Source organism: Sphingomonas sp. Y38-1Y (assembly GCF_032391395.1).
Classification (GTDB): Bacteria; Pseudomonadota; Alphaproteobacteria; order Sphingomonadales; family Sphingomonadaceae; genus Sphingomonas.
The window spans coordinates 1,973,950-2,000,204 of record NZ_CP135916.1 but is presented as its reverse complement, the minus strand read 5'-3'; the positions used below and the strand labels follow the sequence as shown (position 1 = coordinate 2,000,204).

The window sequence follows — 26,255 nt, the reverse complement described above, 5'->3', positions numbered from 1 at the left end:
GTGAGCGCGCCGGCTGCCTGGACGCGGCTCGCCGCGCCGCTGATCCTCGTCGCCGCCGCGCTCGCGCTGCGCGTCTGGGACTTCGGCAACCCCGGCATCCATGTCGACGAGCAATTCTATCTGCTGGTCGGTGGCCGGATGTGGGACGGCGCGCTGCCGTTCGTCGACATCTGGGACCGCAAGCCGATCGGGCTGTTCCTGATCTACGCGATCGCCGCTGCGTTCCCTGGAGACGGCATCCTTGCCTATCAGTTGATGGCGACCGCGGCGGCGATCGGCACCGCGTTCGTCGTCCACCGCGCGGCGCTCGCGATCGGCGCGCGGCAGAGCGGGGCGTTGCTTGGCGGCGTCGCGTACCTCTTGTGGCTGCCGATGCTCGGCGGGCGCGGCGGTCAGGCGCCGGTCTTCTACAATCTGCTGGTCGCGGGCGCGGTGCTGATCGTACTCGGTCTGCCCGCTCTTGCCGCCGCGCGCCGCGAACGCGCGATCGTCCTGGCGGGCGCCGCCGCCTGTTTCCTGGCGGGCCTCGCCATCCAGGTGAAGTACACTGCCGCGGTCGAGGGCGCGTTCATCGGTCTCGCCACGCTCTGGTGGCTGCGTCGCGCGGGCGCCCGGCCCGGCACGGTCGCGGTGGCCTCGCTGGTCTTAGCGATGGCGGGGCTTGCGCCGACGCTGGTGGCGCTCGGCTGGTATGCGGCGCTGGGGCGGTCGGCGCTCGACGCCTTCTGGTTCGCCAATTTCAGCTCGATCTTTCTGCGCCCGCCCTACCCGATCGAGGAGCTCGCGATGCGGCTCCTAGGCATCGTCGCGCAGCTGTCGCCGCTGATCGCCTGCGCGCTGCTCGGCTGGCGGTTGAGGGCGCGGCCGACGCCGGGGCCGCTTGCGCTTGCTTATGGCTGGATGATCGCGGCGATCCTCGGCTTCGCGGCGATCGGCACCTTCTTCGACCATTATGCGCTGCCGCTCGTCGCGCCGCTCGCGCTGCTCTCGGCACCGACGTTTGGGCGGCGTCCGCGGGCTGCGGTCGGCGCGATGGGCCTGGGCCTGCTCCTGTTCCTCGCCGAGCGCGCATTCATCGCCGACGACGCGCCCGGCGCGAGGGAGACCGCACGCCTCGTCCGCCTCAACGCACGCGGCGAGTGTCCCTACGTCTTCATCGGCGACACGATCACCTATCACCTGTCGGGCACCTGCCTGCCGACCGCCTACGCCTTTCCCAACCTGCTCGCCTACAACACCGAACAGGGGGCGACCGGGATCGACGAAGGCGCCGAGGTCGGCCGTATCCTCGCGCATCGACCGCCGGTGATCGTCACTTCGACCCGCGCGCTGACGATCTGGAATCCGCAAAGCCTGGCAGCGGTGAAGCAGGCAATGCGCCGCGACTATCGCCGCGTCTGGACGACGCCTCGGAGCGGATGGCGCACGGTCCTTTACCTCAGAAAAGACCTGAACTTTCGCCGCTAAGCGGCTTGATATGGGGCTTTATGGCGCCGTGAACCCGAAGCGGCGGAGGATCGCCTGCCCCTGCCGTCCGACCAGGAAGCGGCGGAATGCCTCCGCCCCCGGATCGCGCGACCGCTTCAACCGCGCCACGGGGTATCGGATCGGCGGGTGGCTGGTCGCCGGAAAGACGCCGACGACGCGTACGCCTTTGGACGCGCTCGCATCGGTCGCATAGACGATGCCGAGCGGCGCCGCGCCGCGTTCGACCAGTGCAAGTGCCGCCCGCACATTCTCCGCGCGAGCGACACGCGATTCGACGCCCCGCCATGCACCCAGCCGCTCCAGCGCCGCGCGGCCATATTTGCCCGCCGGCACCGCATCGGGGTCGGCCATCGCCATTCGCCCGCCGCCGAGCGCGCGTGACAGATCGACGCCGGGCCGCAGCGCCAACCGAACCCGGCTGGTCGCCGGCGCGATCAGGACGAGCCGATTGCCCGCCACATTGGCGCGCGTGCCCGCCGCGATCAGCCCGCGGCGTTCGACATCGTCCATCCAGGGCTCGTCGGCTGACACGAACAGGTCGGCGGGCGCGCCTGCCGCGATCTGCCGCGCGAGCGCCGACGATGCCGCGAACGACAGGACCGGCTTTGCCCGCCCGCCGCGCGCGTAGGCGGTCGCTGCCGCCTCCATCGCTTCCTGCATGCTCGCCGCCGCCAGCACGAGCGGCCCGCGCTGCGCGAGCGCGGGCGTTGCCGTCAGGATGAGCATCAGCGCGGCGACGAACAGCCGCCGCGCCATCGCCGCTCCGCTCATCGGCGACCCGTCATCTGGCCCATCGCATTGCGGCCGAACTCGGCGATGATCTCGCCGATCTCGCGTGCCTGGGCGACCGAGCGGCTGCCCTGCTCGCGCAGGAAGTCGGACTGAATGCGCATCACCTCGGTCAGGTCGCTCGCCTGCGCGGCCGACCGCATCGCCTGGAACGCCTCGCGCGTGTTGGTTTCGGCCTGGTCGAGCATCTTGAGGCCGAGCTGCGAGCCGGTGTCGGTCATCGTCTCGCCCGCCGCGCGCATCCGCTCGCCCGCGGCCTGGAATTGATCGGTGGCTTCCCGCGCACCATCCTGCGCCGCGTTCATGCCCTCGCGGGCGGCACCCGCCGCCTGGTCCATCGCCTCGTTCGGATTCTTCGCCATGAAAGTCGCTCCCGGGATGCGCGCACCGTCTCGTGCGTCGCACCCCGACGCGTCACCTGGATCAAGGTTCCGGCCGTGTCCGCGCTTATTCCTCGCCCATGCGAAGCGCCGCGATAAAGGCTTCCTGCGGGATGCTGACCGAGCCGTACTCGCGCATCCGCTTCTTGCCTTCCTTCTGCTTTTCCAACAGCTTCTTCTTGCGAGTGATGTCGCCGCCATAGCATTTGGCGGTAACGTCCTTGCGTAGCGCCGCAATCGTCTCACGCGCCACGACCTTGCCGCCGATCGCCGCCTGGATCGGGATCTTGAACAGGTGGCGCGGGATCAGCTCCTTGAGCCGCTCGCACATGCCGCGCCCGCGGCTCTCCGCGGTCGAGCGGTGGACGATCATCGACAGCGCGTCGACGGGCTCGTTGTTGACGAGGATGCTCATCTTGACGAGGTCGCCCTCGCGATACCCGACCTGCTCATAGTCGAAGCTGGCATAGCCGCGGCTGATCGACTTCAGCCGATCATAGAAGTCGAACACCACTTCGTTGAGCGGCAGCTCGTACTTCACCTGCGCACGGCCACCGACATAGGTAAGGTCCTTCTGGATGCCGCGGCGGTCCTGGCACAGCTTCAGGATGGGGCCGAGATACTCGTCGGGGACATAGATCGTCGCCTCGATCCACGGCTCGGCGATCGTCTCGATCTTGTTGGGATCGGGCATGTCGGCCGGGTTGTGGAGCTCTAGGTGCCCACCGCCATGCGTCAGCTCGATCTGGTACACCACCGACGGCGCGGTGGTGATGAGGTCGAGGTCGTATTCGCGGCTCAACCTTTCCTGGATGATCTCGAGGTGAAGGAGGCCCAGGAACCCGCAGCGAAAGCCGAAGCCCAGCGCCGCCGACGTCTCCATCTCGAAGCTGAAGCTCGCGTCGTTGAGGCGCAGCTTGCTGATCGATTCGCGCAGCTTCTCGAAGTCGTTGGCATCGGTCGGGAACAGGCCGCAGAACACGACCGGCTGCACTTCCTTGAAGCCTTCCAGCGCCTGCGCCGCCGGCTTCTTGGCATCGGTCAGCGTGTCGCCGACGCGCGCCTGCGCCACTTCCTTGATCTGTGCGGTGATGAAGCCGATCTCGCCGGGACCAAGGTCGGCGAGCTGCTCGATCTTGGGCCGGAAGCAGCCGACGCGGTCGACCAGGTGCGTGGTGCCCGACTGCATGAACTTGACCTGCTGACCCTTCCTCAGCACGCCGTCCATCACGCGCACCAGGATGACGACGCCCAGATACGGGTCGTACCAGCTGTCGACGAGCATCGCCTTGAGCGGCGCATCTGCATCGCCCTTGGGCGGCGGGATGCGCTCGCAAACGGCGTTCAGGATCTCGTCGATGCCGATCCCCGCCTTGGCGCTCGCCAGCACGGCGTTCGACGCGTCGAGGCCGATGATCTCCTCGATCTCGTTCTTGACCTTCTCGGGCTCGGCGCTCGGCAAGTCGATCTTGTTGATGACGGGCACGATCTCATGGTCGTGCTCGATCGACTGATAGACGTTGGCGAGCGTCTGCGCCTCGACGCCCTGCGCAGCGTCGACGACCAGCAGCGCGCCCTCGCACGCCGCCAGGCTGCGGCTGACCTCGTACGCGAAGTCGACATGGCCCGGCGTGTCCATCAGGTTGAGGACGTAATCCTCGCCGTCCGGCCCCTTCCAGTTCAGACGCACCGTCTGCGCCTTGATAGTGATCCCGCGCTCCTTCTCGATGTCCATGTTGTCGAGCACCTGCTCGGACATCTCGCGCTCGGCGAGCCCGCCGGTGCGCTGGATCAGGCGGTCGGCAAGCGTCGACTTGCCATGGTCGATATGGGCGATGATCGAGAAGTTGCGGATCTTGGACTGCGGCGTGCTCATGACGCGCGCGACTAGCCCAGCCGCGGGCGCCGTGCTAGCCCTGCGCGTTCGAGTATCGTGGCGTCTGCGTAGCGGCTCAGCCGGCGGAGCGATGGGGGCATCGCCCGCCGATAACTCGATGGGGGGATGTCATGACCGGACTGCGTGCGGCGCTGCTGGCGGCGGCGATGGGGCTCGTGTGCGTGGAGGGCGCGGCGGCGCAGTCGACCGCGCGGACCGAATTTCGCGGCGATGCCGCCACCGAAAGCGCAACCGCCGTCGAAGCAAAGGGATTGGCCGCGCTGAAGGGTCTCAAGACCGTCATCATCCCGCAGTTCACCGTCGAGTTCGTCGAGCATAGCGACGGGCTCAGCAGCCGTGAGGAGAAGCGGCAGGATTATGTCTATATCGACTATCGTATCGCGCCGATGCCAGCGGCCGAGCAGCAGGCGATCGCCGACCAACTCTATGCGCGGTGGGCCGACGGACTGAGGGCACAGGGCCTGACCGTCGTCGGGCCGGCCGAGGCGCTGGCGATGGCGCCAGCGTCGAAACTTGCTGCTGCGGCCAAGCCGTCTCCGGCGGCCATTCGGCGGAGCACCGGCGACAATCTGATCTACTCGGCCGGCGGCGCGGGATATCTGATGCCGCGCACTGCGCTTGGCGAGGCTAGGCAGAGCAACGCCGCCGCGGGTGCCGCAGACACCGGGGCGGCGGTCGCGCAGAAGGTCGGCGGCCGGATCGGCGGCATGTTCGGGCTCGCTCGCGGGCTCGGCAAGATCGGGTCGGGACTCGGCAATTTCCGCGGCGCCTGGAACTACGCCGAGGCGGAGAACGCGCTCGCCAAGCAGGCGAACGCCGCGGTGATGACGGTCCGGCTCGTCGTCGGGCTCCGCGACATCGATATGGCATCGCGCGGCTTCGGGCTGTTCCGCGGCGCCGGCTCTTATGACGGCAAGCCTCGGCTGGTCGTCATGGGCGACGCATCGGAGGTGACGATCGCGACGCCGGCCGCCAATCGTCGCGCCGAGATCATGGTGCCCAAGGACCTCGTCTTTTCCGAGGACCTGCTGAAGGATCGGCTTGCGCTGTCCAACAATGCCGGCACGACCGCCGGCAACATCGCCAGCCGTGCGATGTTCGCGGGCGCGGCGCTGGGCGGCGGCAGCGCCGCGATCAACCAGCGTCACAATTTCACCGCGACGCCCGATACGACCGCCTATCGGGCGGCAGTGGTGCGCAACCTGACCGCGGTCGAGGACATCTTCCTCCGGCATCTGGCGCCCGCTTGGTGATCGGTTATTTTTGCATTGAAGCCGATCCAGCCGGCGCCCATCGCCGGCGGATCGCTCGATGGATGCTGACTGCCATGACGCTTGCGCTTGCCACGGCTGCCGCCGCCGACACGCTGGTCGTCGGCAACAAGGAGGCGGACAGCGTCGAGATCATCGATCTCAGCACCGGCCGGGCGCGCGCGCGCGTGCCGACCGGGCCTCGTCCGCATGAGGTCGCGGTGTCGCCCGACGGCCGGATCGCGGCGGTTGCGGCGTATGGGGGCTCTGCGATCGACTTGATCGAACTCGCCTCCGGTCGGTTGATCGAGCGCGTCGAACTGTTCCCCAATCGCGCGCCGCATGGCATCGCCTGGATCGACGACGACCGGCTCGTCGCCGCAGCGGAGGGGTCTGGCTCACTCGCGATCGTTCGGGTCTCGGCCGACGGCGACGGGCCGCGCGTCCGATCCGTGCCGCTCGGGACGCGCGGCGCACACATGGTCGTCGTCGCGGCCGATCGCGCGACCGCTTATGTGGTCAATCGCGGCTCGGCCAGCGTCACACGCGTCGACCTTCGCCGCTCCACCAAGCTGGACGACACCCCCGTCGGGCGCGAGCCCGAGGGGGTTGCACTGTCACCCGATGGATCGAGGCTCTGGATCGCCGATCGTGCGACTGCGGAGGTGCTGGTGTTCGATACGCGGACGATGCGCCCGATGGGCACCGTCCCGGTCGGCCCCGCGCCGATCCGCGTTGCGGTCAGCCCGGATGGCGACCATGCGGTCGTCGCCAATGCCGGCAACGGCACGCTGACGGTGATCGACACGCGCCTGCGCCGGACGGTGCGGACGCTCACGGTCGGCGATGTCGACAGCCGGATCGGCGCGATCCTGTTCGCGCCCGACGGCAAGCGGCTCTATGTCGCCGAGACGGGGCACGACCACGTCGCCGAGGTCGACTTCTCCAGCGGCCAAGTGCTGCGCCGGCTGAAGGCGGGCAGCGGCGCCGACGGCCTGGCGCTTACGAACTGATTTGGAAAGTCGCGCTTCACGGGACGAAGCGCGGGAAGAAATTGGTCGGGGAAAGAGGATTCGAACCTCCGGCCCCTGCCTCCCGAAGACAGTGCTCTACCAGGCTGAGCTATTCCCCGACCGGCGCCATCGGGGGCGAACCCCGCTGGCGAGGCGCGCCGTATAGCAGGCTCTTCGCCCGGCGCAAGCGGTGCGTTGCGGCTTCTTTACGAGGCGTCGGCGGCCCCGCGCATCTCGGCGATCAGGGCATCGTCCGCGGCCTTGGCCGACTGCGCCGCCGGCCGCCCCGCCAGCCGCGCGGCATAGGCCTCGAATGCCGGCAGCTTGGGCAGCGTGCCGAAGCCGAGGCCCCACATAACGTGCGATCCGACATGGACGTCGGCCGCGGTGAAGCGTCTGGCGGCGACATAGTCGTGGGTCTTGAGCCATCCCTCCAGCGCCGCGACCGTCTGGTCATAGCTGCCGAAACCGACCATCGCCTGCTTGTCCGCGGCGACCTCGAAGCCCAGCGACCGCGTGATCACCGCCTGCTCCAGCGGCCCCGCGGCAAAGAACATCCAGCGATAATAATCGCCGCGCTCGCCCAGATGCGGCGCGAGCTCACGCTCCGGCACCACCTCGGCGAGATAGGCGCAGATCGCCGCGGCCTCGGTCACGACCTGGCCCTTGTGGACGATCGCCGGCACTTTCCCCATCGGGTTGATCGCCAGATAGTCGGACGCCTTCATCGTCGTGCCATAGTCGAGCAGGACCACGTCGTGCGACAGACCGGTCTCATGGACCATCCACCGCCCGATCTGCCCGCGCGACATCGGGTTGGTGTAGAGCGTCAGATCGGCAGCCATGTCTTCCTCCCGTTTCGGTGAGAACGAAACACGAACTCAGAACGGCGTCAAGCCAGCTTCCGCTTGAACAACGCCATTGTTCGAGACCAGGCGAGCTTCGCGGCCTCGGCATTGTAGCGCTCGACCGAAGTGTCGTTGTTGAACGCGTGCTCGACGCCCGGATACTCGTACACGGCCACGTCCTTGCCCGCCGCCTTCAGCGCCGCGCCCCACGGCTTCGCAGTCCCGTTGACCCGCGCGTCATTGCCGGCAAGCTGGAGGATGATCGACGCGCCGACCTTCGGCGCTTCGGCCGGGTCGGGCGCAGGTCCGTAGTAGCTCACCGCCGCGTCGAGCGCCGATCCTGCCCCCACCGCGACGCGGTTGACCATCGCCCCGCCCCAGCAGAAGCCGACGATCCCCACCTTCATCCGCCGCCCGTCACGCTCGCGCATCGCCTTTACTGCGCCGGTGGCGGCGGCGACGGTCTGGGCGAGGTCCAGCTTGCCGATCAGTTCGCGTGCCTGATCGGGATCGGCGGGCGTGCCGCCAGCCGGGGTCAGGAAGTCGGGCGCCACCGCGATGTAGCCGGCGAGCGCCACGCGCCGCGCGACATCCTCGATATGCGCGTTCAGCCCGCGATTCTCGTGGATCACCATCACCGCCCCGCGCACGCCCTTCATGGATCGAGGGGCCGCGAAATAGGCGTTGAGCGGCGCCCCCGTGCCGGTCGGAACGGGCGCTCGTGTGGTGCTCAGCCGCTTGTCGGCCGGATCGATCTGCTGCGCCGCCGCAGGCGACGCCGCGACCACCGCGATCAGCGCTTCGGCCGCCGCGACACTCCCCGCCAACGCGGTCATCTCGGCAAGCAGTCGCCGCCGGTCGCGATGCTCGTGCGTGAAGTCGTCGTAAAGATCGATGGCGCGTCGGCGAAGGTCGGTCATGGCGTTGATCTCTCCGGCGAATCATGAGTTCGGCCGGATCGTAACCTGTCGCCGGGCGCGGACGAAGCGGCCTCGTCTTTAGCGGGTTTTAACCTTCTCTCTTTATCGCGCTTCTCGACCTTCAGGGGACCGGGGAGAATTCGATGCGTAAGTGGTTCGCGGCGCTGCCGCTCTTGGCGCTTGCCGCGTGCGGCGGCGGCGGCACCGATGCGCAAACGGCCGGCAGCATCGCACCGCCGACCGGCTCGACCGGCGGCACCGGCTCGACCGGTGGCGGGACGGGCGGCAATGGCGGCGGCGTCGGCGGCGGCACGAGTACCGCCCCCACCCCGACGCCCACCGCAGCGAACTTCCTCGACGTGGGCGCGACCACCAGCTTCCAGGCGCTCGGCGGCCTCCATGCGCTCAACGTCACCGAAAGCGGTGTCGAAGGCGTCGAGGGTCCCGTGCTCTACGCCGGCAACTCGGCGACCGTTCGCGCGCCTTCAGGCCAAGTCAGCTACAATCCCCGCGACGGAATTTTCACGATCACGCTGGCGGACAGCGCCGCCAACGTGAACCTCACTGATTATCGTTTCCAGGATCCGGCGCACCGCACCGACTATGGCGGCGTCGCCAATCCGCAATGGGGCACGCCGACCAACCTGACCGACTTCAACTATCTGGAGGGCGTCGGCCCCGCCTCTTCGACCGAGCGTGTCGACGCCGTCACCTTCTTCTACCAGCGGCCGGGTTCGCAGACCAAGTACGTATCGCTCGCCGGCTATGTCCGGAACGCGTTCAGCCCCACGTCAAACCCGCTCGCGAACACCGCCCAGTCGGAATCGATTTTTGAGCGCGGCGCGTTCGTGTTCGGTGAGGCGACGGGCCGCACGCAGATCCCGCTGTCGGGTCAGGCGACCTTCACCGGCGGCATGCTTGCGACGATGGTGTCGAACACCTCGCTCGACAGTGCGCGCTTTCCCACCTACTTCCAGTGGATCACGGGCACGAGCGAGCTGAAGTTCGACTTCACCGCGTCGACCATGTCGATCCTGCTCAACGGCACCGTTTCCGCAGCCAATTACGGCGGCCAGATCATCGGTGACAGCTTCGTCGGCGTGCCCTCCGGCGCCACTTTCACGGCAGAGGGCTCGGGCAAGATCGATCTGACGCGCACCGGCGGTTTCACCGGCGCCTTTGCGAGCGCGTCCTTCTCGCGCTCGACGTCGGGCCAGCCCGTGCCGATCTTCGCCCCCGTCAACGCCGGCAACTCGACCGCCGGTGCCAACTCGATCGACGGCGGCTTCTATGGCCCGAACGCGGTCAATGTCGGCGGCAGCTTCCGCATCGTCGGCGGCGTTCCGGACCAGCGCGTCGACATCCTCGGCGCCTTCACCGGCGCGAAGAAGTAATCTACCGATCCACCGGACTTTCAGGCCGATGCGCGCCATCCTGTCCCTGATCGTCGCGCTCGTCGCGGCGGGCACCAGCCTGCCTGCCGCCGCGAGCGACGACATCGCTCCGCCGCCGGTCGCGGCGCCCAGCGGAACGCCGGAGTGCGCGGCCGGCCGCTGCGAGGTGAAGCTGACCGCATCGCAGCTTCTCGGTCATGTCGAGCGGCTGGTGTCCGCCAAGAAGTTCGACGAAGCGCGCCCGCTGATCGAGGCGCTTCGCCAGGCGCCCGGCTACGACTTCCAGACCCGCTTTCTCTCGGCCTATGTCGCGCAGCAGACCGGCGACCTGCGCGGTGCCGCGGAGCAGTACAAGGCGATCCTCGCCAACGATCCGGCGCAGACCCGCGTGCGGCTCGAACTCGCCTCGACGATGTTCCAGCTCGGTGAGCGGCAGGCCGCCGACCGCCAGTTCCGCATGGCCGAACAGTCGGGCGACCTCACCCCCGATGTCGCGCGCACGATCCGCACCGTCCGCGACGTCATCCGCCAGCAGCGCGCTTGGCGGTTCGACTTCTCATTCGGCCTGGCGCCCGATACCAACATCAACAACGCGACCAGCGTCGACACGATCATCGCCCGCTTCGGCGACGTCGAGATCCCGCTGGAGCTGAACGAAGAGGCCAAGGCCAAGTCGGGCACCGGCCAGACTGCCACCGTCTCCGCCGGCCTCCGCCTGCCGATTGCGCGGCAGATGTCGATGCTCGTCGATGTCGATACCGCGGGCACCAACTATGCCGGCAGTGATTACGACGATTATTCCGCGCAACTGGCAGTCGGCCCCGAAATTCGCCTCGGCCAGATCGCCAGCGTCTCGCTCCAGGCGATCGGCGCCCAGCGCTGGTTCGGCGGCGACCTGCTGACCCGCCAGGGCGGCCTTCGCGTCGGCGCACAGACCCAGGCGGGACCGCGCGCACGCCTCGGCCTTCAGCTCGACATGCGACGCACCGATGCGCGCTTCGACGACGCGTTCAGCGGCTGGCAGGGCGGGCTCTACGCGACCTACGAGCGCGGCATTTCGCGCACGCTCGTCGCCTCGGGCGGTCTGTTCGCGCGCCGCGACTGGCTGGGGGACCGCGCGTGGTCGAACCGCGAGCTTGGCGGCACGCTGGGCCTTGGCGGCGAGTTGCCACTCGGCATCAACTTCGGCGTCTCCGGCACCGTTTCGCGAGCATTGTTCGATGCGCCGATCCAGTTCTTCTCGGCCGAGCCGCGCCGCGACTGGCGCCTCGTCGGCCGCGCGACGCTCGGCTATCGCAAGCTGCGCTTCCTCGGCTTCTCGCCGCAGGTCAGCTACGCCTATACCCGGATTGCGACGCCGGTCAGCATCTACGACAACAAGCGCAGCCGCTTCACCTTCGCGCTCGCTCGCTACTTCTGACGCGCGCGGGTTGCAGCCAAGCGCCCCACGCGCCATAGCGACGGCATCCCAGACCGCTGCCATGGAATGCCGCACATGAAACTCCGCGTCGTCGTGACCCTCAAGCCCGGCGTGCTCGATCCGCAGGGCAAGGCGATCCAGCACGCGCTGGGCTCGCTTGGCTTCGACGGCGTCGCCGACGTGCGCGCGGGCAAGATCTTCGAGCTCGACGTGGCCGAGGGCACCAGCGACGCGGCGATCGGCGAGATGTGCGAGAAGCTGCTCGCCAACACCGTGATCGAGAATTACCGGGTCGAGCGCGCGGCATGAAGTCGGCGGTCATCGTCTTTCCGGGCTCCAACTGCGACCGCGACGTCGCGGTCGCGCTCGATCAGGTGACCGGCCAGGCGCCTGCGATGGTCTGGCATGGCGACAGCGACCTGCCCGCGGGCACCGACCTGATCGCGCTGCCCGGCGGCTTCTCCTATGGCGATTATCTCCGCTGCGGCGCGATCGCCGCGCGATCGCCGGTGGTGCGCAGCGTCGTGACCGCAGCCGAGCGCGGGGTGCCGGTGATCGGCATCTGCAACGGCTTCCAGATCCTGACCGAGATCGGCCTGCTGCCCGGTGCGCTGATGCGCAACAAGCGGCTCGACTTCGTCTGCCGCGACGTCGACCTGATCGTCGGCAACGACCAGTCTGACTTCACTCGCGGCTATGAGAGCGGCGAGACGATCCGCGTCCCGGTCGCGCACCATGACGGCAATTACTTCGCCGACGATGCGACGCTCGACCGGCTCGAAGGCGAAGGCCGCGTGGCGTTCCGTTACGTCGAGGACGTCAACGGTTCCGCCCGCGGCATCGCCGGCCTGCTCAACGATCGCGGAAACGTGCTCGGCCTGATGCCCCACCCCGAGCGGCGGATCGAGACCGCGCATGGCGGCACGGATGGACGGCGGTTGTTCGAGGGGCTGGTGAAGGCGGTCGCCTAAGCCCAACCAGCGTTCGTTTCGAGCGAAGTCGAGAAACGCTGACTCAGCGCGAGACCTCTGTTTCTCGACTGCGCTCGAAACGAACGCTGGAGAGGGTCAAACCCGCGTCCGGAACGGCGTGAACGCGGTCCCCCGGTCGAACACGTCCACCCCCTCCGCGCGCTTCAGCGTGCCGACGATCCAATAGGTCGCGGGCGTCAGAATCACTTCCCACGCCACCTTCATCGCCCAGTTGGTGACCATCACCGTCAGCACCTGCTCGGTCGTCCACACGCCCAGGAACGCGACGGGATAGAAGATCAGGCTGTCGACCGCCTGCCCCACCACCGTCGACCCGATCGTCCGCGACCAGAGATGCTTGCCCGCGGTCAGGATCTTGAGCCGGGCCAGCACGAAGCTGTTGACGAACTCGCCCGCCCAAAAGGCCGCGATCGAGGCGATGACGATGCGCCACACCTGGCCGAACACCGCCTCGTACGCCGACTGCCCGGACCAGCCGTCCGCCGGTGGCAGGCTGACGACCACCCAGCTCATCAGCGCCAGGAACAGGAGCGCTCCGAAGCCCGCCCAGATGCAGCGCCGCGCGCGGGCATAGCCGTAGACCTCGGTCAGCACGTCGCCGATGACATAGCTGATCGGAAAGAACAGGATGCCCGCCCCGAATACGAAGCCGCCGACCGACGACAGCTTCGCCGCGCCAATGACGTTCGACAGGACCAGCACGACGACGAACGCCGCCATGACGAAGTCGAAATAGCGGAACGGGCGGTCGCGCAGCTGCGCGGCATCGGTGGCGGCGATCATCGAACGCTCGATTGCCACAGCGCCCCTGCCCGCTTCAACGCTTCAGACGACCAAGCCGAAGCGATGCAGCGCCGCGAGCATCTCGCCGACCTCAGCCGCGTCCAGCGCCAGGTCGCGCGCCAGCGCCTCCGGCCCGCGCAGCCCGTCGAGCGCCATCAGCAGCCGCCGCGGCGCCTCCTCGGCGACTTCGATCATCTGGTGGTCGGGCGTGACCAGCCGCGTCATGCCTTCCGCGAGCAAAGCGGCCACCAGCGGGCCGGCGCGGGGTCGCTCGGGCAGGCTGGACGGCGCCTCACCCGGCAGCGTGTGCAGCGAGATCAACCCCGCGCTCGCCATCTCGAACAGCGCCAGCGTGCGAAGGTCGTCGCTGACCAGTTCGCGCACCGCGATCCGCGCCGGCCGCGCCTCGACCAGCCGCGTCAGGATGGCGACCAGCGCCGCATCCTTGATCTCGAACGCATCGCGATCGTTGCGAAAGCTCGTCTCGCCGATCCGCTCGGCGCGGGTCGAGGCATAGAGGCCGCGCACCGCCTCATGGTCGATGCGCCGAGATAGCTTCGCCCCGGTGCGCACGAACAGCGAGTTGCGAAAGAAGCAGGGTCGCGCATCGTCGCCCGCCTGAAGCAAGCGGACGAGCTGCGCGTCCGTGTCCGGCTCCGGTGCGACATCGTCGGGCAGGAACGCGTCGTCGAACTGCCCTGCGCCCGCATCGCCCAGATAGGCGAGCCCGTTCGCGGCTGCCTCCGCCACCACGTCGGACAGCGCCTGCGGGTGCCACTCGCCGCCAAGCTCGTCATGCGCGAGGACGTTCCACGGCTTCGCGCGCATGCCCGCCGCCGCCTCGCGCATCGCCGCGCGGTACGGGTTGTCGCTCGCCGACTGCTCCGCGACGATCGCGTCCAGCAACGCCGCCGCGCGCTCGGCTTGCGCCTGCCGTCCCTCTACGCCTTCGAGCGCGTGGAGCAAGCGGTCGCGGACGGCCCGGCGAAAGTGCCCGCCGGGAAGCGCATTGTAGCTCAGGAACGCGACGCCTCGCGCCGACAGCTTCGCCCCGACCAGCGCCACCAGCGCCGCGCGGACGTGCGGCGGCACCCACGCATGCACGCCATGCGCGACGATATAGTCGAACTCGCCCTCGAGCGCGTCGGCGGCATCGAGGATGTCGAGCACCTCCAGCCGGACCTGGCCCAGCCCCGCCGCCGCCGCTAACGCCTGCCCCCTGGCGATCGCCGTCGGCGCCAGATCGAAGCCGACATAGTCACCCGCCGGCGCCGCCGCCGCCATCGCCAACAGGTTGAGCGCATCGCCGCACCCCACCTCCAGCACCCGCGCGGTCTCAACCGGCGCCGCATCGAACCCCGCCGCCCGCGCGATCACCGCCGCCCGCTCGGCCGTCGCCTGCTGAAAGATCGCCGTGACATAGGCGACTTCGTCGTAGGAAGTGGGGGCGTGCACCGCCTACTCCGCCGCCGGTTCGGCGATCAGCATCTCCACCGCCTCCGGCGCCGCATCCTTCCCGCGGAAGTCGTAGCGGAAGCCCTGCCCCTCGACCGAGACGTCGATCGCCGCGACTTCGGCGCCCGCCATCTGCCGTTCGAGCAGGGCGATCGACATTTCGGGGAGCATCGTGTTGGTCAGGATTGCGTCGATCATGCGCCCGCCCGATGCCACCTCTTTACAGCGCGAAACGATCAGGTCGACGACGTCGTCGCCATAGCTGAACGCAATCTTATGGTTCTCCGCGATCCGCTTGCGGATGCGGTCGAGCTGGAGCCGGACGATACCGCCCAGCATCGTGGGGCTGAGCGGATAGTAGGGGAGGACGAGCAGGCGGCCGAGCAGCGCCGGCGGGAAGACCTTGAGCAGTTCGGGCCGCAGCGCCGTCGCCAGCGCTTCGGGCTCCGGCTTCATCTCCTCGTCCTCGCTCATCGACATGACGAGGTCAGTGCCGACGTTGGAGGTGAGCAGGATGACGGTGTTCTTGAAGTCGATGTGACGGCCCTCGCTGTCGTTCATGAACCCCTTGTCGAACACCTGGAAGAACATCTCGTGGACGTCCGGGTGCGCCTTCTCGACCTCGTCGAGCAGGACCACCGAATAGGGCCGCCGCCGCACCGCCTCGGTCAGCACGCCGCCCTGGCCGTAGCCGACATAGCCCGCCGGCGCGCCCTTCAGCGTCGAGACGGTGTGCGCCTCCTGGAACTCGCTCATGTTGATGACGATCATCGACTCGTCGCCGCTGAACAGCAGCTCGGAAAGCGCGTGCGCCGTCTCCGTCTTGCCGACGCCGGAGGGACCGCACAGCATGAAAACGCCGACGGGCTTGTTCGGGTTGTCGAGCTTGGCACGGCTGGTCTGGATGCGCTTGGCGAGCGCGTCCATCGCGTGATCCTGGCCGACGACGCGCGACTTCAGCTTGTCGGCGATGGTCAGCACCGACTGGATCTCGTCCTTGACCATCCGCCCGATCGGGATGCCGGTCCAGTCGCCCACGACCGCGGCGACCGCGTCCTGATCGACCACGCCGAACACCATCGGTGAATCGCCTTGCGCGTCGCGCATCGCGTCGAGCGCGGCATCCAGTGCGAGCGACGCGTCTGGACCAGCTTCCTCGGCGCGCAAAGCATCTCGCGCGGCCTTCAGCGCCTCGAACGCCGCCTTCTCGGCCGCCCACTTGCCCTCGATCGCCTCGAGCCCGGCGCGCGCCTCGAGCAGTTCCTCGTCGATCTTCTCGAGCCGGTCGTCGCGGCGATAATGGCCCGCCTTCTCGCGCTCGACGATCTCGCGCTCGACCTCGAGCAGCTCGACGCGGCGGCGGCGGTCCTCGACCTGCGCGGGCGTCGCGTGCTGCGACACCGCGACGCGCGCGCACGCGGTGTCGAGCAGGCTCACCGCCTTGTCGGGCAACTGCCGCGCGGGGACATAACGCTGCGACAGCACCACCGACGATGCCACCGCCTCGTCCAACACGACGACGTTGTGATGCGCCTCCATCATCGGCGCGACCGACCGAATCATCGCGATCGCCTTGGGCGTCTCGGGCTCGCCCACATCGACCGTCTGGAAGCGGCGGGTGAGCGCGGGGTCCTTCTCGAAATACTGGCGATACTCGGCATACGTTGTGGCCGCGATCGTGCGCAGCCGCCCGCGGGCGAGCGCGGGCTTGAGGAGATTGGCGGCATCGCCCGTCCCCGCCTGTCCGCCCGCACCGATCAGCGTGTGCGCCTCGTCGATGAAGAGGATGATCGGCTTCGGCGACGCCTCCACCTCGTCGATCACCGCGCGCAGGCGCTTCTCGAACTCGCCCTTCATGCTCGCGCCCGCTTGCATCAGCCCGATGTCGAGGCTGCGCAGCGTGACGCCCTGAAGCGCCGGCGGCACGTCGCCATCGGCGATGCGGCGGGCAAAGCCCTCGACCACCGCGGTCTTGCCGACACCCGCCTCGCCGACCAGGATCGGGTTGTTCTGGCGGCGACGCAGCAGGATGTCGACGCACTGGCGGATCTCCGCGTCGCGGCCGACGATGCGGTCGATCTCGCCCGACTTGGCCTTGGCGGTCAGGTCGATCGAGTATTTGGCCAGCGCCTCGCCCTCACCAGCCGCCACCGGTGCGCCGCCCGCATCGGTCGCGGCGACCGGTGCCGCCTCGACCTGCGTGCTCTCCGCCGAGGACGCGGTCGCCCCCTCGAAGTCGGCGCCCAGCCGCTCGGCCTGCACCTTGCGCCACTCGCCGGAGATGCCGAACAGCGCGTTGCGCAGCGTCGGCGTCTTGAGCATGCCATAGACGAGGTGCCCCGTCCGCACACGTCCCGCGCCGAACTGGAGCGAGGCATAGAGCCAGCCCTTCTCGATTGTCTCCTCGATCTGCGGCGAGAAGTCGCTGATCGCCGTTGCCCCGCGCGGCAGCGCATCGAGCGCCGCCACCGTGTCGCGCGCCAGCGCCGTGTCATCCAGCCCGAACGCCTGCCGGATCGCCGCCACGTCGCCGCGCGGATCCTGCATCAGGATGTGCAGCCAGTGGACCATCTCGACATAGGGGTTGCCGCGCATCTTGCAGAAGCCGGTCGCGGTCTCGATCGCCTTGAGCGCCGTCGGATTGAGGCGCCCGAACAGGGCACCGCGGCTGATCTCGGTCATGGTCATCTCCCCCCAGAAAATCGGCGCGCTGCCCGGATCGCGGTCCGGCGCAGGCGTATGTCGGATCGGTTGGCGGTGGCGGCGGCGTCGGGCGACAGCCAGCCGGTCCAGCCCAAGCGGCTGCGCCCGTCGAGCCGCGCGGCGCGCGCCTGTGCCTCGGGCAGCTCGACCACCAGATCCCATTCGAGATGCCCCGGCGCAAAGGCGGTGATCGCGTCGGCCAGGATCGCGAAGGTCCGCCCGCTCGGCAGCAGCGCCTCGGCCTCCGCCAGCGTCTGTGCATGGACGGTCACGCGGAACGCATCGCTCGCGCTCTTCACACGCCGCCCCGCCATGGCGTCGCGGCCGAGCAGCGCGAAGTCGCGGCCCAGCCGTGTCCGGTCGTCCGCCTCGACCTCGCGCCAGCGCTGCGCGAATTCGCTCACCCGCACGCGCGTGCCGAGCAGGTCGGTCAGCGCATCCTCGATCGCCACCGCGCTTCGGCGAGAGGCGAACAGCGCGGCATAATGCACCCGCGCCGCCGGCGGGAACGCACTCGCCGCCCGCGCGCCCTCGGTCGCGCCGGTCAGCGCCGCCAGATAGCGCGCGAAGCGGTCGTCGTCGGGGCGGTCGGCATGCACCGCCGGCTGCGAGTCGCCCCATGCCCGATAGAAGAGCTGGAGCATCCGGTTGGACAGGAGGTCGAGAAAGCCCGCGAACGGCCGTGACCTGGCATAGCGGCGCTCGTAATGCGCGAACTCGGTCAGGTGCGTGGGCAGCGGACCCATCGGCCCGAGCAGACCCAGCCAGTGCCCCGTCACCGTTCCGCGGCCGCCGCGGATCTCGATCCCCTCGATCGTCGGCGCGGGGAAGCGGAGATCCGGCGCCTGTGCCAGGTCGGCGACGCTCTGCGCCGGTCGCCGCGCGCGGCCGATCCGCGGCAGGCGCAGCGCGCGCGCCTCCGCCCCGCGCAGCACCTCGAACAGGCCGTGGCGGCGTGCGGCGGCGCCCGCGCGGGCGAGGAAGCTCAGATGTTGTGCTGGCGGCCCATCCGCGGCGGCCATCGCGCGAACTCCCCTTCCAGCGGACTGTCGAAACTCGTCTCGGTAAAGCTGTTGATCGTCGCAAACTCGGCCAGGAACCGCTCGAGCACCGCCGAGAACAGGAACATGTGCGACCGGTCGAACGCGCCGTCATCCAGCCGCACGCGAATGCGATGCCCGCGTGCCATCGCGATCCGGTCGAGCCCCGGCACCCGCCGCGTCACCCGACTCGAACGGATCGACAGCGTCCCATCGATCTGCCGCCGCAGCGCCGCATCGTCCTGTCGGCCATAAAGCGCCAAGTGATCGCGCAGCACCTGCGGATCGTCATGATCCTCGGGCGCCAGGCTCACATAATTAGGCGTCAGGTGACCGATCACGCGCCAGGCCGCATCACCCATCCCCATCGGCGGCCGCGGTCGCGTGGGCGCGCGCAGGATCACCGCGGCGCGCGCGGGGATGCCGGTGAACTGGAAATGGCGGTCGCCGCGGAACGTCAGCAGCTCGGGCAGCTCGCGATTGGTGACCAGCGCCTTGACGGCGAGCTCATGCACGTCGTCGAGCCGCGCGGCGTTGCCCGGCGCGGTCAGGCTGATCCACGTCTCCGTCCCGACATATTCACCGCGCCGCCTTAGCCTTTGCTCGCGCGTCGACAACCGGCGCGGCCGAAGCTGCGTCGTATAGAACAGCGCCTCTCGCCAGTCGTAGAGCAGCGCCCCGAACGAATAGAGCGGCGCCACTGTCCGCGGATCGACATTGTCGCGGGCGTAGGCCTGGACCTGCGTTAGCCGAAAGATCTCGTAATCGATCGGCCGCGTGCGATCGGGCACGACATGGAATTCATGGCCGTACGGCGTAACCTGCACGCGGCCGAGCTGCTTTTCGAACAGGTTGATCGCAGGCGTCGCGAACAGCTTGAAATTGGCGGGTTCCAGCGCGCCGTGCAGCGCCGGCGACGATCGCGAGAACAGGAGCACGACGTCGCAGGCGCGCGGGCTCTCGGCAAACGCCTTGCCCAACCCCTTCAGCGCCGCGAACAGGAACCGCTCCGGACAGGCGAAATACTCGGCGAGCAGGCGATAGCCGCGGAACGAGCGGAGATCCGGCGGCAGCAGCGCCTCGTCATGCTCGAAGCCCACCTGCTCCGGCGGCGGCAGCTTGATCCACCCGCCCGCACCCGCCGCGCCGTCCGCCGATCGTGCCAGCACGCCGACACACTCGCCGATCAGCTGGCGATAGAGTTCGCCCGGCACCGCTTCCGATCCGGCGAGATACATCGGCAGTCGATCGACCGGCAGCTCCGCCAGGGTGGCGCCCGCCGTCGCCTCGAACCGCAGCCGCAACCCCGCCTCGGGGCGCCCTATCGCCCCGCTGGCATAGGGGGCGACTGCGGCGCGGCTCGCCAGATACTCGACCTCGGTGATCTGGAGCGGCCACAGCGTCACTTCGTGCGCGGTGCGCAAGGTGACGGCGGCGTTGTTCTGCTCGGTCGCGGTGGCGGTCAGCTCCGTCCCGGCGGGGACCGGGTGCCCCTTGGCGAGCACCTGGTCGCCGTCGCGCGGCTCGAAACCCAGCACGCACATCGACGGCGTCGGCGCCAGGTAATGCGGCTGGATCGCGTGGAGCAGATGCTGGGTGAACTCGGGATACTGGTCCGCCAGCTTGAGCTGAACCCGCGCGCCCAGGAACGCGACGCCTTCTAGCAGCCGCTCGACATAGGGGTCGGGATCGGTCGGAGTCTTGAGCCCCAGTCGCGCGGCAACGGTCTCATGCTCCTCGCCGAACTCGCGCGCGCTCTCGCGCAGATAGGCGAGCTCGTCATTGTAGAAGCGCAGGAGGCGGGGGTCCACGGCGCGGCTACTCGCGCACGCTGACCGCGGCGGTCTCTGCCTCCACCTCGGTGCGGAACTTGACCGGCATCGCCCGCGTGGCGGCGGTGATGTCGCCCTGGATCATGTAGGTGACGCCGGTGACGTTCGACGCATCCTCGGCGGGCTCGACGGTCAGGCTGTCGCGATCGAGCCGGGGTTCGAACGCGCGGATCGCCTTGCGGATCTCCCGGGCGCGCTGGAGCACGCTGCGCCGCCCCATCGACTTCCCCGACAGGTCGGACAGCCCATAGTTGAGGACGCTCGACTGGACGTGCGGATAGGGTTCCAGGTCGACCAGCGCCTCCAGGTTCGTGGTGTTCAGCAGCCAGGCCAGCTCGCGGCGGATTGTCGCGCGCAGCGCCGCTTCGTTGAAGCGGTCGAGCTTCGGAACAGCATAGTGGCGGAAATCCTCGCGTGCGATTTCCGGCGTCTCGGCCTCCGTGTCGCGAAGCCCTGAAATCTCCAGGTCGCCCACCAGCTTGTCGAAGAGCGTCGGGGTCAGGCGCTGCTGGACGCTCATGCCCGGCTCAATCGAAGACGAGCGTTCGAAGGCTCAGCAGCCCGTGCTCGCTGCCATCCGACAGGCCGATCAAGTGCTGGCCGACCCCCGCCTCGCCGCCCGGTGTGACCGTCCATTCGGTCGACCGCGCCATGCGCAGCGCCGCATCGCCCGCGCCCTCGCTACCCGGATAGCGCGCGGGCAGCATCGCCGCGACCGACTGGCCGTTCTTGAAGGCGATCTGGACGGGATACCAGATCAGGTCGCGAAGATCGCGCGGACCCTCGCTCTCGATCCGCTCAACCTGATCGAAGGGCTGGATGCCGTACTTGCCGGCGATGATCGCCTCGAAACAGGGGCCGAAGCGCGCATCGGCGTCGGCGATCCACTCGAAGCGCGCGTCGTTGAGGCGGCCGGGCGTGTCCGGTGCTGCATCGAACGCAGCATCGCGTGCGGCATCCGCACCCTCGGCGTCGCCGTTGGCCGAACGCTCGATCGCCTCGACGACGCCCTCGGCCCAGTCCGACGCGACATGCTGCCGCGTCCGCGCGGTCCCGGCGAACACCGCTGCGCGCTCGGCCTCGGCAGCGATTGCCTGGTTGTAGGCGACCGCGAGCATCTGCGCCTCACCCGACAATTGCGCGAGCAGGTCGAGCTGCTTCCTCGCCTTGTCCCATTCGCCGGCGATCGCCAGCAGTTGGAACAGGAACATGCGCGCGCCCTGGTCGGACGGCTGCGCGCGGACGACCTCGACCAGCGCGGCACGCGCGCCGTCGAGGTCTCCCGATCGGACGAGTTGGTCGGCGGTTTCCAGCGACATGATGTCCGGCCCTCCCGCCGACCGGTCCGCTTACGCGACCTTGTTCTCGCGAATATCGTACGACGCCTTGACCACGCCGCCGTCCTTGGCGCCGTCCTTGCCCTGCGCCTGATATTCGAACGTCAGCTTGGCGGTGTTGAAGCTCACCGACTCCAGGATCGAGTCGCCGTGGTTCGAACCCGAATTCTGGATGTTCGACACGATGACGTCGTCGAGCGTGATCGTGTAATAGGTCAGCGGCTTTTCGCCGTCGCCGGCCTTCTGCGAGTAAAGCACGACCTTGGGGATGTGCTTGCCCGAGGCGCAGAACTTGTAGAGCGTCGCCGACGCCTTATCGACCTGCTTGCTGATCGAGATGTCGGTGATTTCGGCCTTGCCCGAACCGCCGCCGCCGCCCCCGGTGTGGAACGAGCCGTGCTGCACCGCGCCGAACGAGAACGAGTCGATGTCGATCTCGCCCTTGTGGCCGTCCTTCTGCGACTCGCCATCGATACCGTCAATTTTCAGGAAAAGATCGACTGCCATGTTCCGTCTCCTCGAACCGTTTGAATGTGTTGATCGCTAGGTACGCAGACACAGGGACCGGCCCGCCGGACACGACGGGGCAGTCGAACATTTCGGAACGCGCGGCTCTTTTTTAGCCTGCCGCCTTCGGCAGGCGCGACACCATGCTCAGCGCGATGTCCATGCCCTCAAGCTGGTAATGCGGCACGAACATGAACTTGCCCTTGTAGTAACCGGGGTTCTCCTCGTCGGGGATCACCTCGATCTTGGCGTCCTTGAGCGGCATCGACGCCTTCGTCTCCTCACTCGACGTGCTGGGCGAACCGTCGACATATTGGAGGACCCAGTTCTGCAGGTCGCGCTGAAGCTGATCCGCCTCGCGATTGCCGCCGACCCAGTCACGCACCATGCACTTCAGGTAATGCGCAAAGCGGCAGCTGGCGAAGATGTAGGGCAGCCGGGCCGACAGGTTCGCGTTCGCGGTCGCATCGGGATTGTCGAACACCTTGGGCTTGTGAACCGTCTGCGCACCGATGAAGGTCGCCTGATCGGTGTTCTTGCGATGGATGAGCGCCAGCAGACCCGACGACGACAGCTCTGCCTCGCGGCGGTCGCTGATCGCGATCTCGGTCGGGCACTTCAGATCGACGCCGCCATCGTCGGTCGGAAACATCGCCGTCGGCAGCCCCTCGACCGTACCACCCGATTCCACGCCGCGGATGCGCGTGCACCAGCCATAGGAGCTGAACGCATCGGTGATGCGGGTCGCCATCGCATAGCTGGCATTGACCCACAGATGCTTGTCGTGATCGCCGGCGACATCCTCCTCGAAGTCGAACTCGTCGACCGGATCGGACTTGGCGCCATAGACAGGACGGCCAAGGAAGCGGGGCATGGTGAGCGCGAGATAGCGCGCATCGTCGCTCGCGCGGAACGTCCGCCACGCGGCATAGTCGGTCGCGTCGAACAGCTTGCCCAGGTCGCGCGGGTTGGACAGCTCGGTCCAGCTCTGCATCCCGAACAGGCTGGGCGCGGCACCCGCGATGAACGGCGCGTGCGCCGCCGCGCCGATCTTGGCCAAGCCCTTCATGACCTCCAGGTCGGGGCCCGAATGATCGAAGAAATAATCGCAGGTGAACGCGCCATAGGGCTGCCCTCCCAACTGCCCGAACTCGCTTTCATAAATCTTCTTGAACAGCGGGCTCTGGTCCCAGGCCGCGTCGCGGAACTGGCGGAACATCTTACGGCACTCGTCCTTGCCGATGTTCATCACCCGGATCTTCATGTCCTTACCCGTCGACGTGTTGAAGACGAGATAGGACAGGCCGCGCCACGCACTTTCGAGCTGCTGATACTCGGGATGGTGGATGATGAGGTTGACCTGCTCGGAAAGCTTGCGGTCGATCGCCGCCCGCATCGCGTCGATGGTCGAGAATACGTCATGGCCGATCGTCGCGGCATCGGCGAGCGCCTGCTGCGCGAGCGTGGCGACCGCGACTTCGATGCGACCCTTCTTGCTCTCGTCGGCAGGCTTGAACTCCTTCTGGAGGAGCGAGGCGAAATCGTCGAGCGCGACCGTCTCGGTCTGCGGCTGCGTCGTCTGAAAGGCTTCCTGCGCCATTGGTCTGTCTCCGCCCCGACGGGGCCTTACGCGCTGTCGTTCAAAGCTCGCGCCGGCGAAGCGCCGGTCGCGCGGCTCAACCCTGGGACTGGTCGGGGATCGTCACCTCGACCTTGTCGTCCTGCGGCTTGGCCGCCGACAGGGCCGACAAGAGCGCCGGATCCTTGAGCACCTTGTCGAGCAGCTCCTGCGCGCCGTCCTTGCCGTCCATGTAGAGGAGCAGGTCATTGAGCTGCTGCCGCGCCTCGAGCAGCTTGGCCAGCGCGGGCACGTTCTTGGCAATCTCGCCCGGCGAAAAGTCGTTCATCGACTTGAAGGTCAGATCGACCGACATCTTGCCGCCGTCGTCAGACAACGAGTTGTCGACGTTGAAGGCGGCGCGCGGTGCAATCGCGGCCATGCGCTGGTCGAAATTGTCCATGTCGAACTCGACGAAGTCTCGCTTGCCGACTTCCTTCTTCTCGACATGGCTCTTGCCCGACAAGTCGGACAGCACGCCCATGACGAACGGCAACTCGACCTTCTGGCGCGCGCCATAGGTCTCGACCTCATACTCAATGTGGACGCGAGGCGCCCGGTTCTCACGAATGAACCGCTGTCCGCTCTTGCTCGCCATGTCACCCCCTCGTCGACAGGTCGAACGAATCGTTCGACTGCCCCTCTACTCCCGCCGCGTCGACCTTACGCTAGTTATTCAGCGACGCAACCTGTTTAGCCCCAGCCGCTATCTTCGCGCTGTTTCAGGACAATCGAAGCCTCACTTTCGCCGGACGGCGCGATGTCCTTCATCAACTCCAGGAAATCCATCGGCACCCAGGCGCGGATGCGGCGAAGCGCGACGGGGATCGGGCTGCTGGACTCGCGGCGGCTGTAATAGTCGATGATCGCGTCGATCGATCGGATCACGTCGTCGCGATTGTCGACCCGCCCGCCCGCCTTGCCGCCCCCCGATGGCTCGGCGGCGCTCGGCGTCGGCGTGCTCCAGTCGTCGCCGATGTCCGCATACCAGTCGGCGCTTTCCTCGCTCGCCGCGACAGGATCGGCGAGCACGCCCGCATAGGGCAGGATCGCGCGCCGCAGCGCCTCGATCGCGTCGTAGGTCGGCTGGAAGTTGGTGCCGGTGTCGTCGCTGCCCGCATGCTCGGTCAGCACGCGATCGGCGGCGCGGATCGACTCGCGGATCTGATCGAGCGCGTCGACTGCCTCGGCAATCACCGCGGTATCGAGTTCCTCGACGGCGCGGCGGAACATGCCATAGCCTTCCGCCGCGTCCCCCTCGACCGCGAAGCGCTCGATATCCTCGCCGGTATAGCGGCCGAGGCGCGGATGCTCGATCAGCACCGTGCGGCGAAGCGGGCCCAGGAACTCGCCGATCCGCGTCAGCGACTCGCAGGGCGCCTTGCGACCCGGGAAGCCGTACTCGTCGAGTTGCGGATGGACGTCGTCCCAATAGCCCTCGAACAGTCCTGCCATCACGCGGGTGCCGTCACGCACCGCGTTCAGATCGCCCAGCCGAGCGCCCGCGCGAACGATATAGCTGGCGAGCCAGAGGTCCTTGGTCCGCGCAAGCTGCGCCTCCGACCGGCGCAGCGTATCGCGCCAGTCGACGCCCTCGGCCGCGTCGCCCCCTTCGGCGGCCTGGTCGAACGCCGCCTCGATCAGCTGGCGATCATTGTCATAGGCAAGGTCGGGGCCGACGCGGTCGTCGGCCGAGACGGGTGCCAATAGCTGCTCGACGTCCACCCGCCCCTCCCCGGCCGGAACCCGAACGGGTCAGGAAATCAGCGCCGCCTCTACCCGGCGATTGGCCGGATCGCTGGCGCGGTGGCCGGGCAGCGGCGAGGCCGGTCCGACGCCCTTCACCTCAAGCCGGCCGCGATCGACGCCCTGCCCGACAAGATAGTCGGCGACCGCCTGCGCACGCCGCGACGACAACGCGACGTTCGCCGCTTGGTCGCCCGAGCTGTCGGTATGCCCCTCGATCGCGAAGCGCTTGCTCGAAAGCTCGGGCAGCATCAGCGACTGGGCGAAAATGCGTGCCTTGGCGACACCCGCCGAAGTCATCCGATCCGAGCCGAGCTCGAACCCGATCGACAGGTCGGCGCGGCCGCTGTTCGCCGCGGGCGCGGCAACGGCGCGTGGTGCCATCGGCCGCGACGCGGGCCGTGCGACTGCGACCGATCGGCGCGTACCGACCGGCGCCGCCACGGGCCGGGCCGCAACCGGATTGGCGACGCGGAAGCCCTTGGTCTCCGGCGCCGGGGTCGTCTGGCGCACACCCGGGCGTGCGACGCGGAAGCCGCGCGTCTCGGGTGCCGCCGTCGTCTCCTGCCGCGCGCCCGGACGGGCGATGCGGAACCCGCGCGTTTCCGGCGCGGCGCGCGTCTCGGCCTCCGGCTCCGCTGCCTGGTCGCCGCACTTGCCGGCGAAGGTGCAAAGATAGCTTTCGACCGATGGCTCGCTCTGCTGCGCAAGCACAGGCGTCGAAGTCGCCGCGATCAGGCCAAGTAGCGGAATATGATAAAATGACTGGCGCATGCCACGCCTCCCCCCGTAATAAAGACGGTATAGTGCAGGTGGCCGATGGTCGCAAGCATGCAACGGCTC

At 68.3% G+C, this 26,255-nt stretch carries 24 protein-coding genes and 1 tRNA gene; 7 read left to right on the top strand and 18 right to left on the bottom strand.

What is annotated here, in order from left to right; translation table 11 throughout:
* The gene (locus tag RS883_RS09595; protein ID WP_315759983.1) at positions 1–1,467 is read left to right on the top strand and encodes a hypothetical protein; all 1,467 of its coding nucleotides are present in this window, start codon (positions 1–3) and stop codon (positions 1,465–1,467) included.
* Between the two features lie 18 nt (positions 1,468–1,485).
* Here RS883_RS09595 and modA read toward each other — a convergent pair whose 3' ends face one another.
* From modA to lepA, 3 genes are all read right to left on the bottom strand, one after another.
* The gene (gene modA, locus RS883_RS09590) at positions 1,486–2,259 is read right to left on the bottom strand and encodes a molybdate ABC transporter substrate-binding protein (protein ID WP_315759982.1); all 774 of its coding nucleotides are present in this window, start codon (positions 2,257–2,259) and stop codon (positions 1,486–1,488) included.
* Positions 2,256–2,639, bottom strand: coding sequence for a phasin family protein (locus tag RS883_RS09585; RefSeq protein ID WP_315759981.1), 384 nt, complete (start codon positions 2,637–2,639; stop codon positions 2,256–2,258). Before RS883_RS09585 ends, modA begins: the two co-directional genes overlap by 4 nt.
* A gap of 85 nt (positions 2,640–2,724) precedes the next feature.
* Entirely contained in the window at positions 2,725–4,533 is a 1,809-nt protein-coding gene (lepA, locus tag RS883_RS09580) for a translation elongation factor 4 (RefSeq protein WP_315759980.1), read from the bottom strand.
* Positions 4,534–4,664: 131 nt separating this feature from the next.
* On the opposite strand from lepA, the gene RS883_RS09575 reads away from it, so the two are divergent.
* Both RS883_RS09575 and RS883_RS09570 read left to right on the top strand, forming a co-directional pair.
* The gene (locus RS883_RS09575) at positions 4,665–5,807 is read left to right on the top strand and encodes a hypothetical protein (RefSeq protein ID WP_315759979.1); all 1,143 of its coding nucleotides are present in this window, start codon (positions 4,665–4,667) and stop codon (positions 5,805–5,807) included.
* A 74-nt stretch (positions 5,808–5,881) separates the two neighbouring features.
* The gene (locus tag RS883_RS09570) at positions 5,882–6,817 is read left to right on the top strand and encodes a YncE family protein (protein WP_315759978.1); all 936 of its coding nucleotides are present in this window, start codon (positions 5,882–5,884) and stop codon (positions 6,815–6,817) included.
* Between the two features lie 42 nt (positions 6,818–6,859).
* Here RS883_RS09570 and RS883_RS09565 read toward each other — a convergent pair.
* The 3 genes from RS883_RS09565 to RS883_RS09555 all read right to left on the bottom strand — a co-directional run bounded on the left by RS883_RS09565 (position 6,860) and on the right by RS883_RS09555 (position 8,585).
* Positions 6,860–6,936 (bottom strand) — tRNA-Pro (locus RS883_RS09565).
* 87 nt (positions 6,937–7,023) lie between these two features.
* Positions 7,024–7,662 carry a glutathione S-transferase family protein gene (locus tag RS883_RS09560; protein ID WP_315759977.1) on the bottom strand — a complete coding sequence of 213 codons (639 nt, stop codon included), beginning with the start codon at positions 7,660–7,662 and terminating at the stop codon, positions 7,024–7,026.
* 47 nt (positions 7,663–7,709) lie between these two features.
* The gene (locus RS883_RS09555; RefSeq protein ID WP_315759976.1) at positions 7,710–8,585 is read right to left on the bottom strand and encodes a dienelactone hydrolase family protein; all 876 of its coding nucleotides are present in this window, start codon (positions 8,583–8,585) and stop codon (positions 7,710–7,712) included.
* Between the two features lie 143 nt (positions 8,586–8,728).
* Here RS883_RS09555 and RS883_RS09550 point away from each other — a divergent pair, with 143 nt between their 5' ends.
* From RS883_RS09550 to purQ, 4 genes are all read left to right on the top strand, one after another.
* Positions 8,729–9,979: a transferrin-binding protein-like solute binding protein gene (locus RS883_RS09550; RefSeq protein WP_315759975.1), complete on the top strand. Its 1,251-nt coding sequence runs from the start codon at positions 8,729–8,731 to the stop codon at positions 9,977–9,979.
* 28 nt (positions 9,980–10,007) lie between these two features.
* Positions 10,008–11,399, top strand: coding sequence for a surface lipoprotein assembly modifier (locus tag RS883_RS09545; protein WP_315759974.1), 1,392 nt, complete (start codon positions 10,008–10,010; stop codon positions 11,397–11,399).
* A 75-nt stretch (positions 11,400–11,474) separates the two neighbouring features.
* Positions 11,475–11,708 carry a phosphoribosylformylglycinamidine synthase subunit PurS gene (purS, locus tag RS883_RS09540; protein WP_315759973.1) on the top strand — a complete coding sequence of 78 codons (234 nt, stop codon included), beginning with the start codon at positions 11,475–11,477 and terminating at the stop codon, positions 11,706–11,708.
* Positions 11,705–12,370: a phosphoribosylformylglycinamidine synthase subunit PurQ gene (gene purQ / locus RS883_RS09535; RefSeq protein ID WP_315759972.1), complete on the top strand. Its 666-nt coding sequence runs from the start codon at positions 11,705–11,707 to the stop codon at positions 12,368–12,370. The genes purS and purQ overlap by 4 nt, the downstream gene beginning before the upstream one ends.
* Positions 12,371–12,466: 96 nt before the next feature.
* Here the strand turns inward: purQ and RS883_RS09530 are convergent, their stop codons facing one another.
* The 12 genes from RS883_RS09530 to RS883_RS09475 all read right to left on the bottom strand — a co-directional run bounded on the left by RS883_RS09530 (position 12,467) and on the right by RS883_RS09475 (position 26,186).
* Positions 12,467–13,174, bottom strand: coding sequence for a queuosine precursor transporter (locus RS883_RS09530; RefSeq protein ID WP_315759971.1), 708 nt, complete (start codon positions 13,172–13,174; stop codon positions 12,467–12,469).
* A gap of 42 nt (positions 13,175–13,216) precedes the next feature.
* A complete protein-coding gene (locus tag RS883_RS09525; protein ID WP_315759970.1) occupies positions 13,217–14,629 on the bottom strand; it encodes a methyltransferase domain-containing protein in 1,413 nt (470 codons plus the stop codon).
* A gap of 3 nt (positions 14,630–14,632) precedes the next feature.
* Entirely contained in the window at positions 14,633–17,311 is a 2,679-nt protein-coding gene (gene tssH / locus RS883_RS09520; protein ID WP_315759969.1) for a type VI secretion system ATPase TssH, read from the bottom strand.
* Positions 17,312–17,313: 2 nt separating this feature from the next.
* Complete coding sequence (gene tssG / locus RS883_RS09515; RefSeq protein ID WP_315759968.1) at positions 17,314–18,354, bottom strand: type VI secretion system baseplate subunit TssG; 1,041 nt, start codon at positions 18,352–18,354, stop codon at positions 17,314–17,316.
* On the bottom strand, positions 18,318–20,183 hold the full coding sequence (tssF, locus tag RS883_RS09510; RefSeq protein ID WP_315759967.1) for a type VI secretion system baseplate subunit TssF: 1,866 nt from the start codon (positions 20,181–20,183) through the stop codon (positions 18,318–18,320). Before tssF ends, tssG begins: the two co-directional genes overlap by 37 nt.
* A 7-nt stretch (positions 20,184–20,190) precedes the next feature.
* Positions 20,191–20,724 (bottom strand): type VI secretion system baseplate subunit TssE, encoded by a 534-nt coding sequence (gene tssE, locus RS883_RS09505; protein WP_315759966.1) that lies wholly within the window; start codon positions 20,722–20,724, stop codon positions 20,191–20,193.
* A gap of 7 nt (positions 20,725–20,731) precedes the next feature.
* Positions 20,732–21,523, bottom strand: coding sequence for a type VI secretion system accessory protein TagJ (locus RS883_RS09500; protein ID WP_315759965.1), 792 nt, complete (start codon positions 21,521–21,523; stop codon positions 20,732–20,734).
* A gap of 30 nt (positions 21,524–21,553) precedes the next feature.
* Positions 21,554–22,048: a type VI secretion system tube protein Hcp gene (locus RS883_RS09495; RefSeq protein ID WP_315759964.1), complete on the bottom strand. Its 495-nt coding sequence runs from the start codon at positions 22,046–22,048 to the stop codon at positions 21,554–21,556.
* 112 nt (positions 22,049–22,160) lie between these two features.
* Complete coding sequence (gene tssC / locus RS883_RS09490; RefSeq protein ID WP_315759963.1) at positions 22,161–23,648, bottom strand: type VI secretion system contractile sheath large subunit; 1,488 nt, start codon at positions 23,646–23,648, stop codon at positions 22,161–22,163.
* Positions 23,649–23,724: 76 nt separating this feature from the next.
* Complete coding sequence (gene tssB / locus RS883_RS09485) at positions 23,725–24,264, bottom strand: type VI secretion system contractile sheath small subunit (RefSeq protein ID WP_315759962.1); 540 nt, start codon at positions 24,262–24,264, stop codon at positions 23,725–23,727.
* 95 nt (positions 24,265–24,359) lie between these two features.
* Positions 24,360–25,391, bottom strand: a complete 1,032-nt coding sequence (locus RS883_RS09480; protein WP_315759961.1) for an ImpA family type VI secretion system protein — start codon at positions 25,389–25,391, stop codon at positions 24,360–24,362.
* A 30-nt stretch (positions 25,392–25,421) separates the two neighbouring features.
* Positions 25,422–26,186, bottom strand: coding sequence for an OmpA family protein (locus RS883_RS09475; protein ID WP_315759960.1), 765 nt, complete (start codon positions 26,184–26,186; stop codon positions 25,422–25,424).
* Positions 26,187–26,255: the final 69 nt, after the last annotated feature.

Bases quoted from the DNA above. Each gene is read 5' to 3' on its own strand.
- tssH (WP_315759969.1), bottom strand. From the start codon at position 17,311: ATGACCGAGATCAGCCGCGGTGCCCTGTTCGGGCGCCTCAATCCGACG.
- tssC (WP_315759963.1), bottom strand. From the start codon at position 23,648: ATGGCGCAGGAAGCCTTTCAGACGACGCAGCCGCAGACCGAGACGGTC.
- RS883_RS09570 (WP_315759978.1), top strand. From the start codon at position 5,882: ATGACGCTTGCGCTTGCCACGGCTGCCGCCGCCGACACGCTGGTCGTC.
- RS883_RS09475 (WP_315759960.1), bottom strand. From the start codon at position 26,186: ATGCGCCAGTCATTTTATCATATTCCGCTACTTGGCCTGATCGCGGCG.
- tssG (WP_315759968.1), bottom strand. From the start codon at position 18,354: ATGGCCGCCGCGGATGGGCCGCCAGCACAACATCTGAGCTTCCTCGCC.
- modA (WP_315759982.1), bottom strand. From the start codon at position 2,259: ATGAGCGGAGCGGCGATGGCGCGGCGGCTGTTCGTCGCCGCGCTGATG.
- RS883_RS09555 (WP_315759976.1), bottom strand. From the start codon at position 8,585: ATGACCGACCTTCGCCGACGCGCCATCGATCTTTACGACGACTTCACG.
- RS883_RS09495 (WP_315759964.1), bottom strand. From the start codon at position 22,048: ATGGCAGTCGATCTTTTCCTGAAAATTGACGGTATCGATGGCGAGTCG.
- RS883_RS09560 (WP_315759977.1), bottom strand. From the start codon at position 7,662: ATGGCTGCCGATCTGACGCTCTACACCAACCCGATGTCGCGCGGGCAG.
- RS883_RS09530 (WP_315759971.1), bottom strand. From the start codon at position 13,174: ATGATCGCCGCCACCGATGCCGCGCAGCTGCGCGACCGCCCGTTCCGC.
- RS883_RS09545 (WP_315759974.1), top strand. From the start codon at position 10,008: ATGCGCGCCATCCTGTCCCTGATCGTCGCGCTCGTCGCGGCGGGCACC.
- RS883_RS09575 (WP_315759979.1), top strand. From the start codon at position 4,665: ATGACCGGACTGCGTGCGGCGCTGCTGGCGGCGGCGATGGGGCTCGTG.
- purQ (WP_315759972.1), top strand. From the start codon at position 11,705: ATGAAGTCGGCGGTCATCGTCTTTCCGGGCTCCAACTGCGACCGCGAC.
- RS883_RS09585 (WP_315759981.1), bottom strand. From the start codon at position 2,639: ATGGCGAAGAATCCGAACGAGGCGATGGACCAGGCGGCGGGTGCCGCC.
- RS883_RS09500 (WP_315759965.1), bottom strand. From the start codon at position 21,523: ATGTCGCTGGAAACCGCCGACCAACTCGTCCGATCGGGAGACCTCGAC.
- RS883_RS09550 (WP_315759975.1), top strand. From the start codon at position 8,729: ATGCGTAAGTGGTTCGCGGCGCTGCCGCTCTTGGCGCTTGCCGCGTGC.
- tssE (WP_315759966.1), bottom strand. From the start codon at position 20,724: ATGAGCGTCCAGCAGCGCCTGACCCCGACGCTCTTCGACAAGCTGGTG.
- lepA (WP_315759980.1), bottom strand. From the start codon at position 4,533: ATGAGCACGCCGCAGTCCAAGATCCGCAACTTCTCGATCATCGCCCAT.
- tssB (WP_315759962.1), bottom strand. From the start codon at position 24,264: ATGGCGAGCAAGAGCGGACAGCGGTTCATTCGTGAGAACCGGGCGCCT.
- purS (WP_315759973.1), top strand. From the start codon at position 11,475: ATGAAACTCCGCGTCGTCGTGACCCTCAAGCCCGGCGTGCTCGATCCG.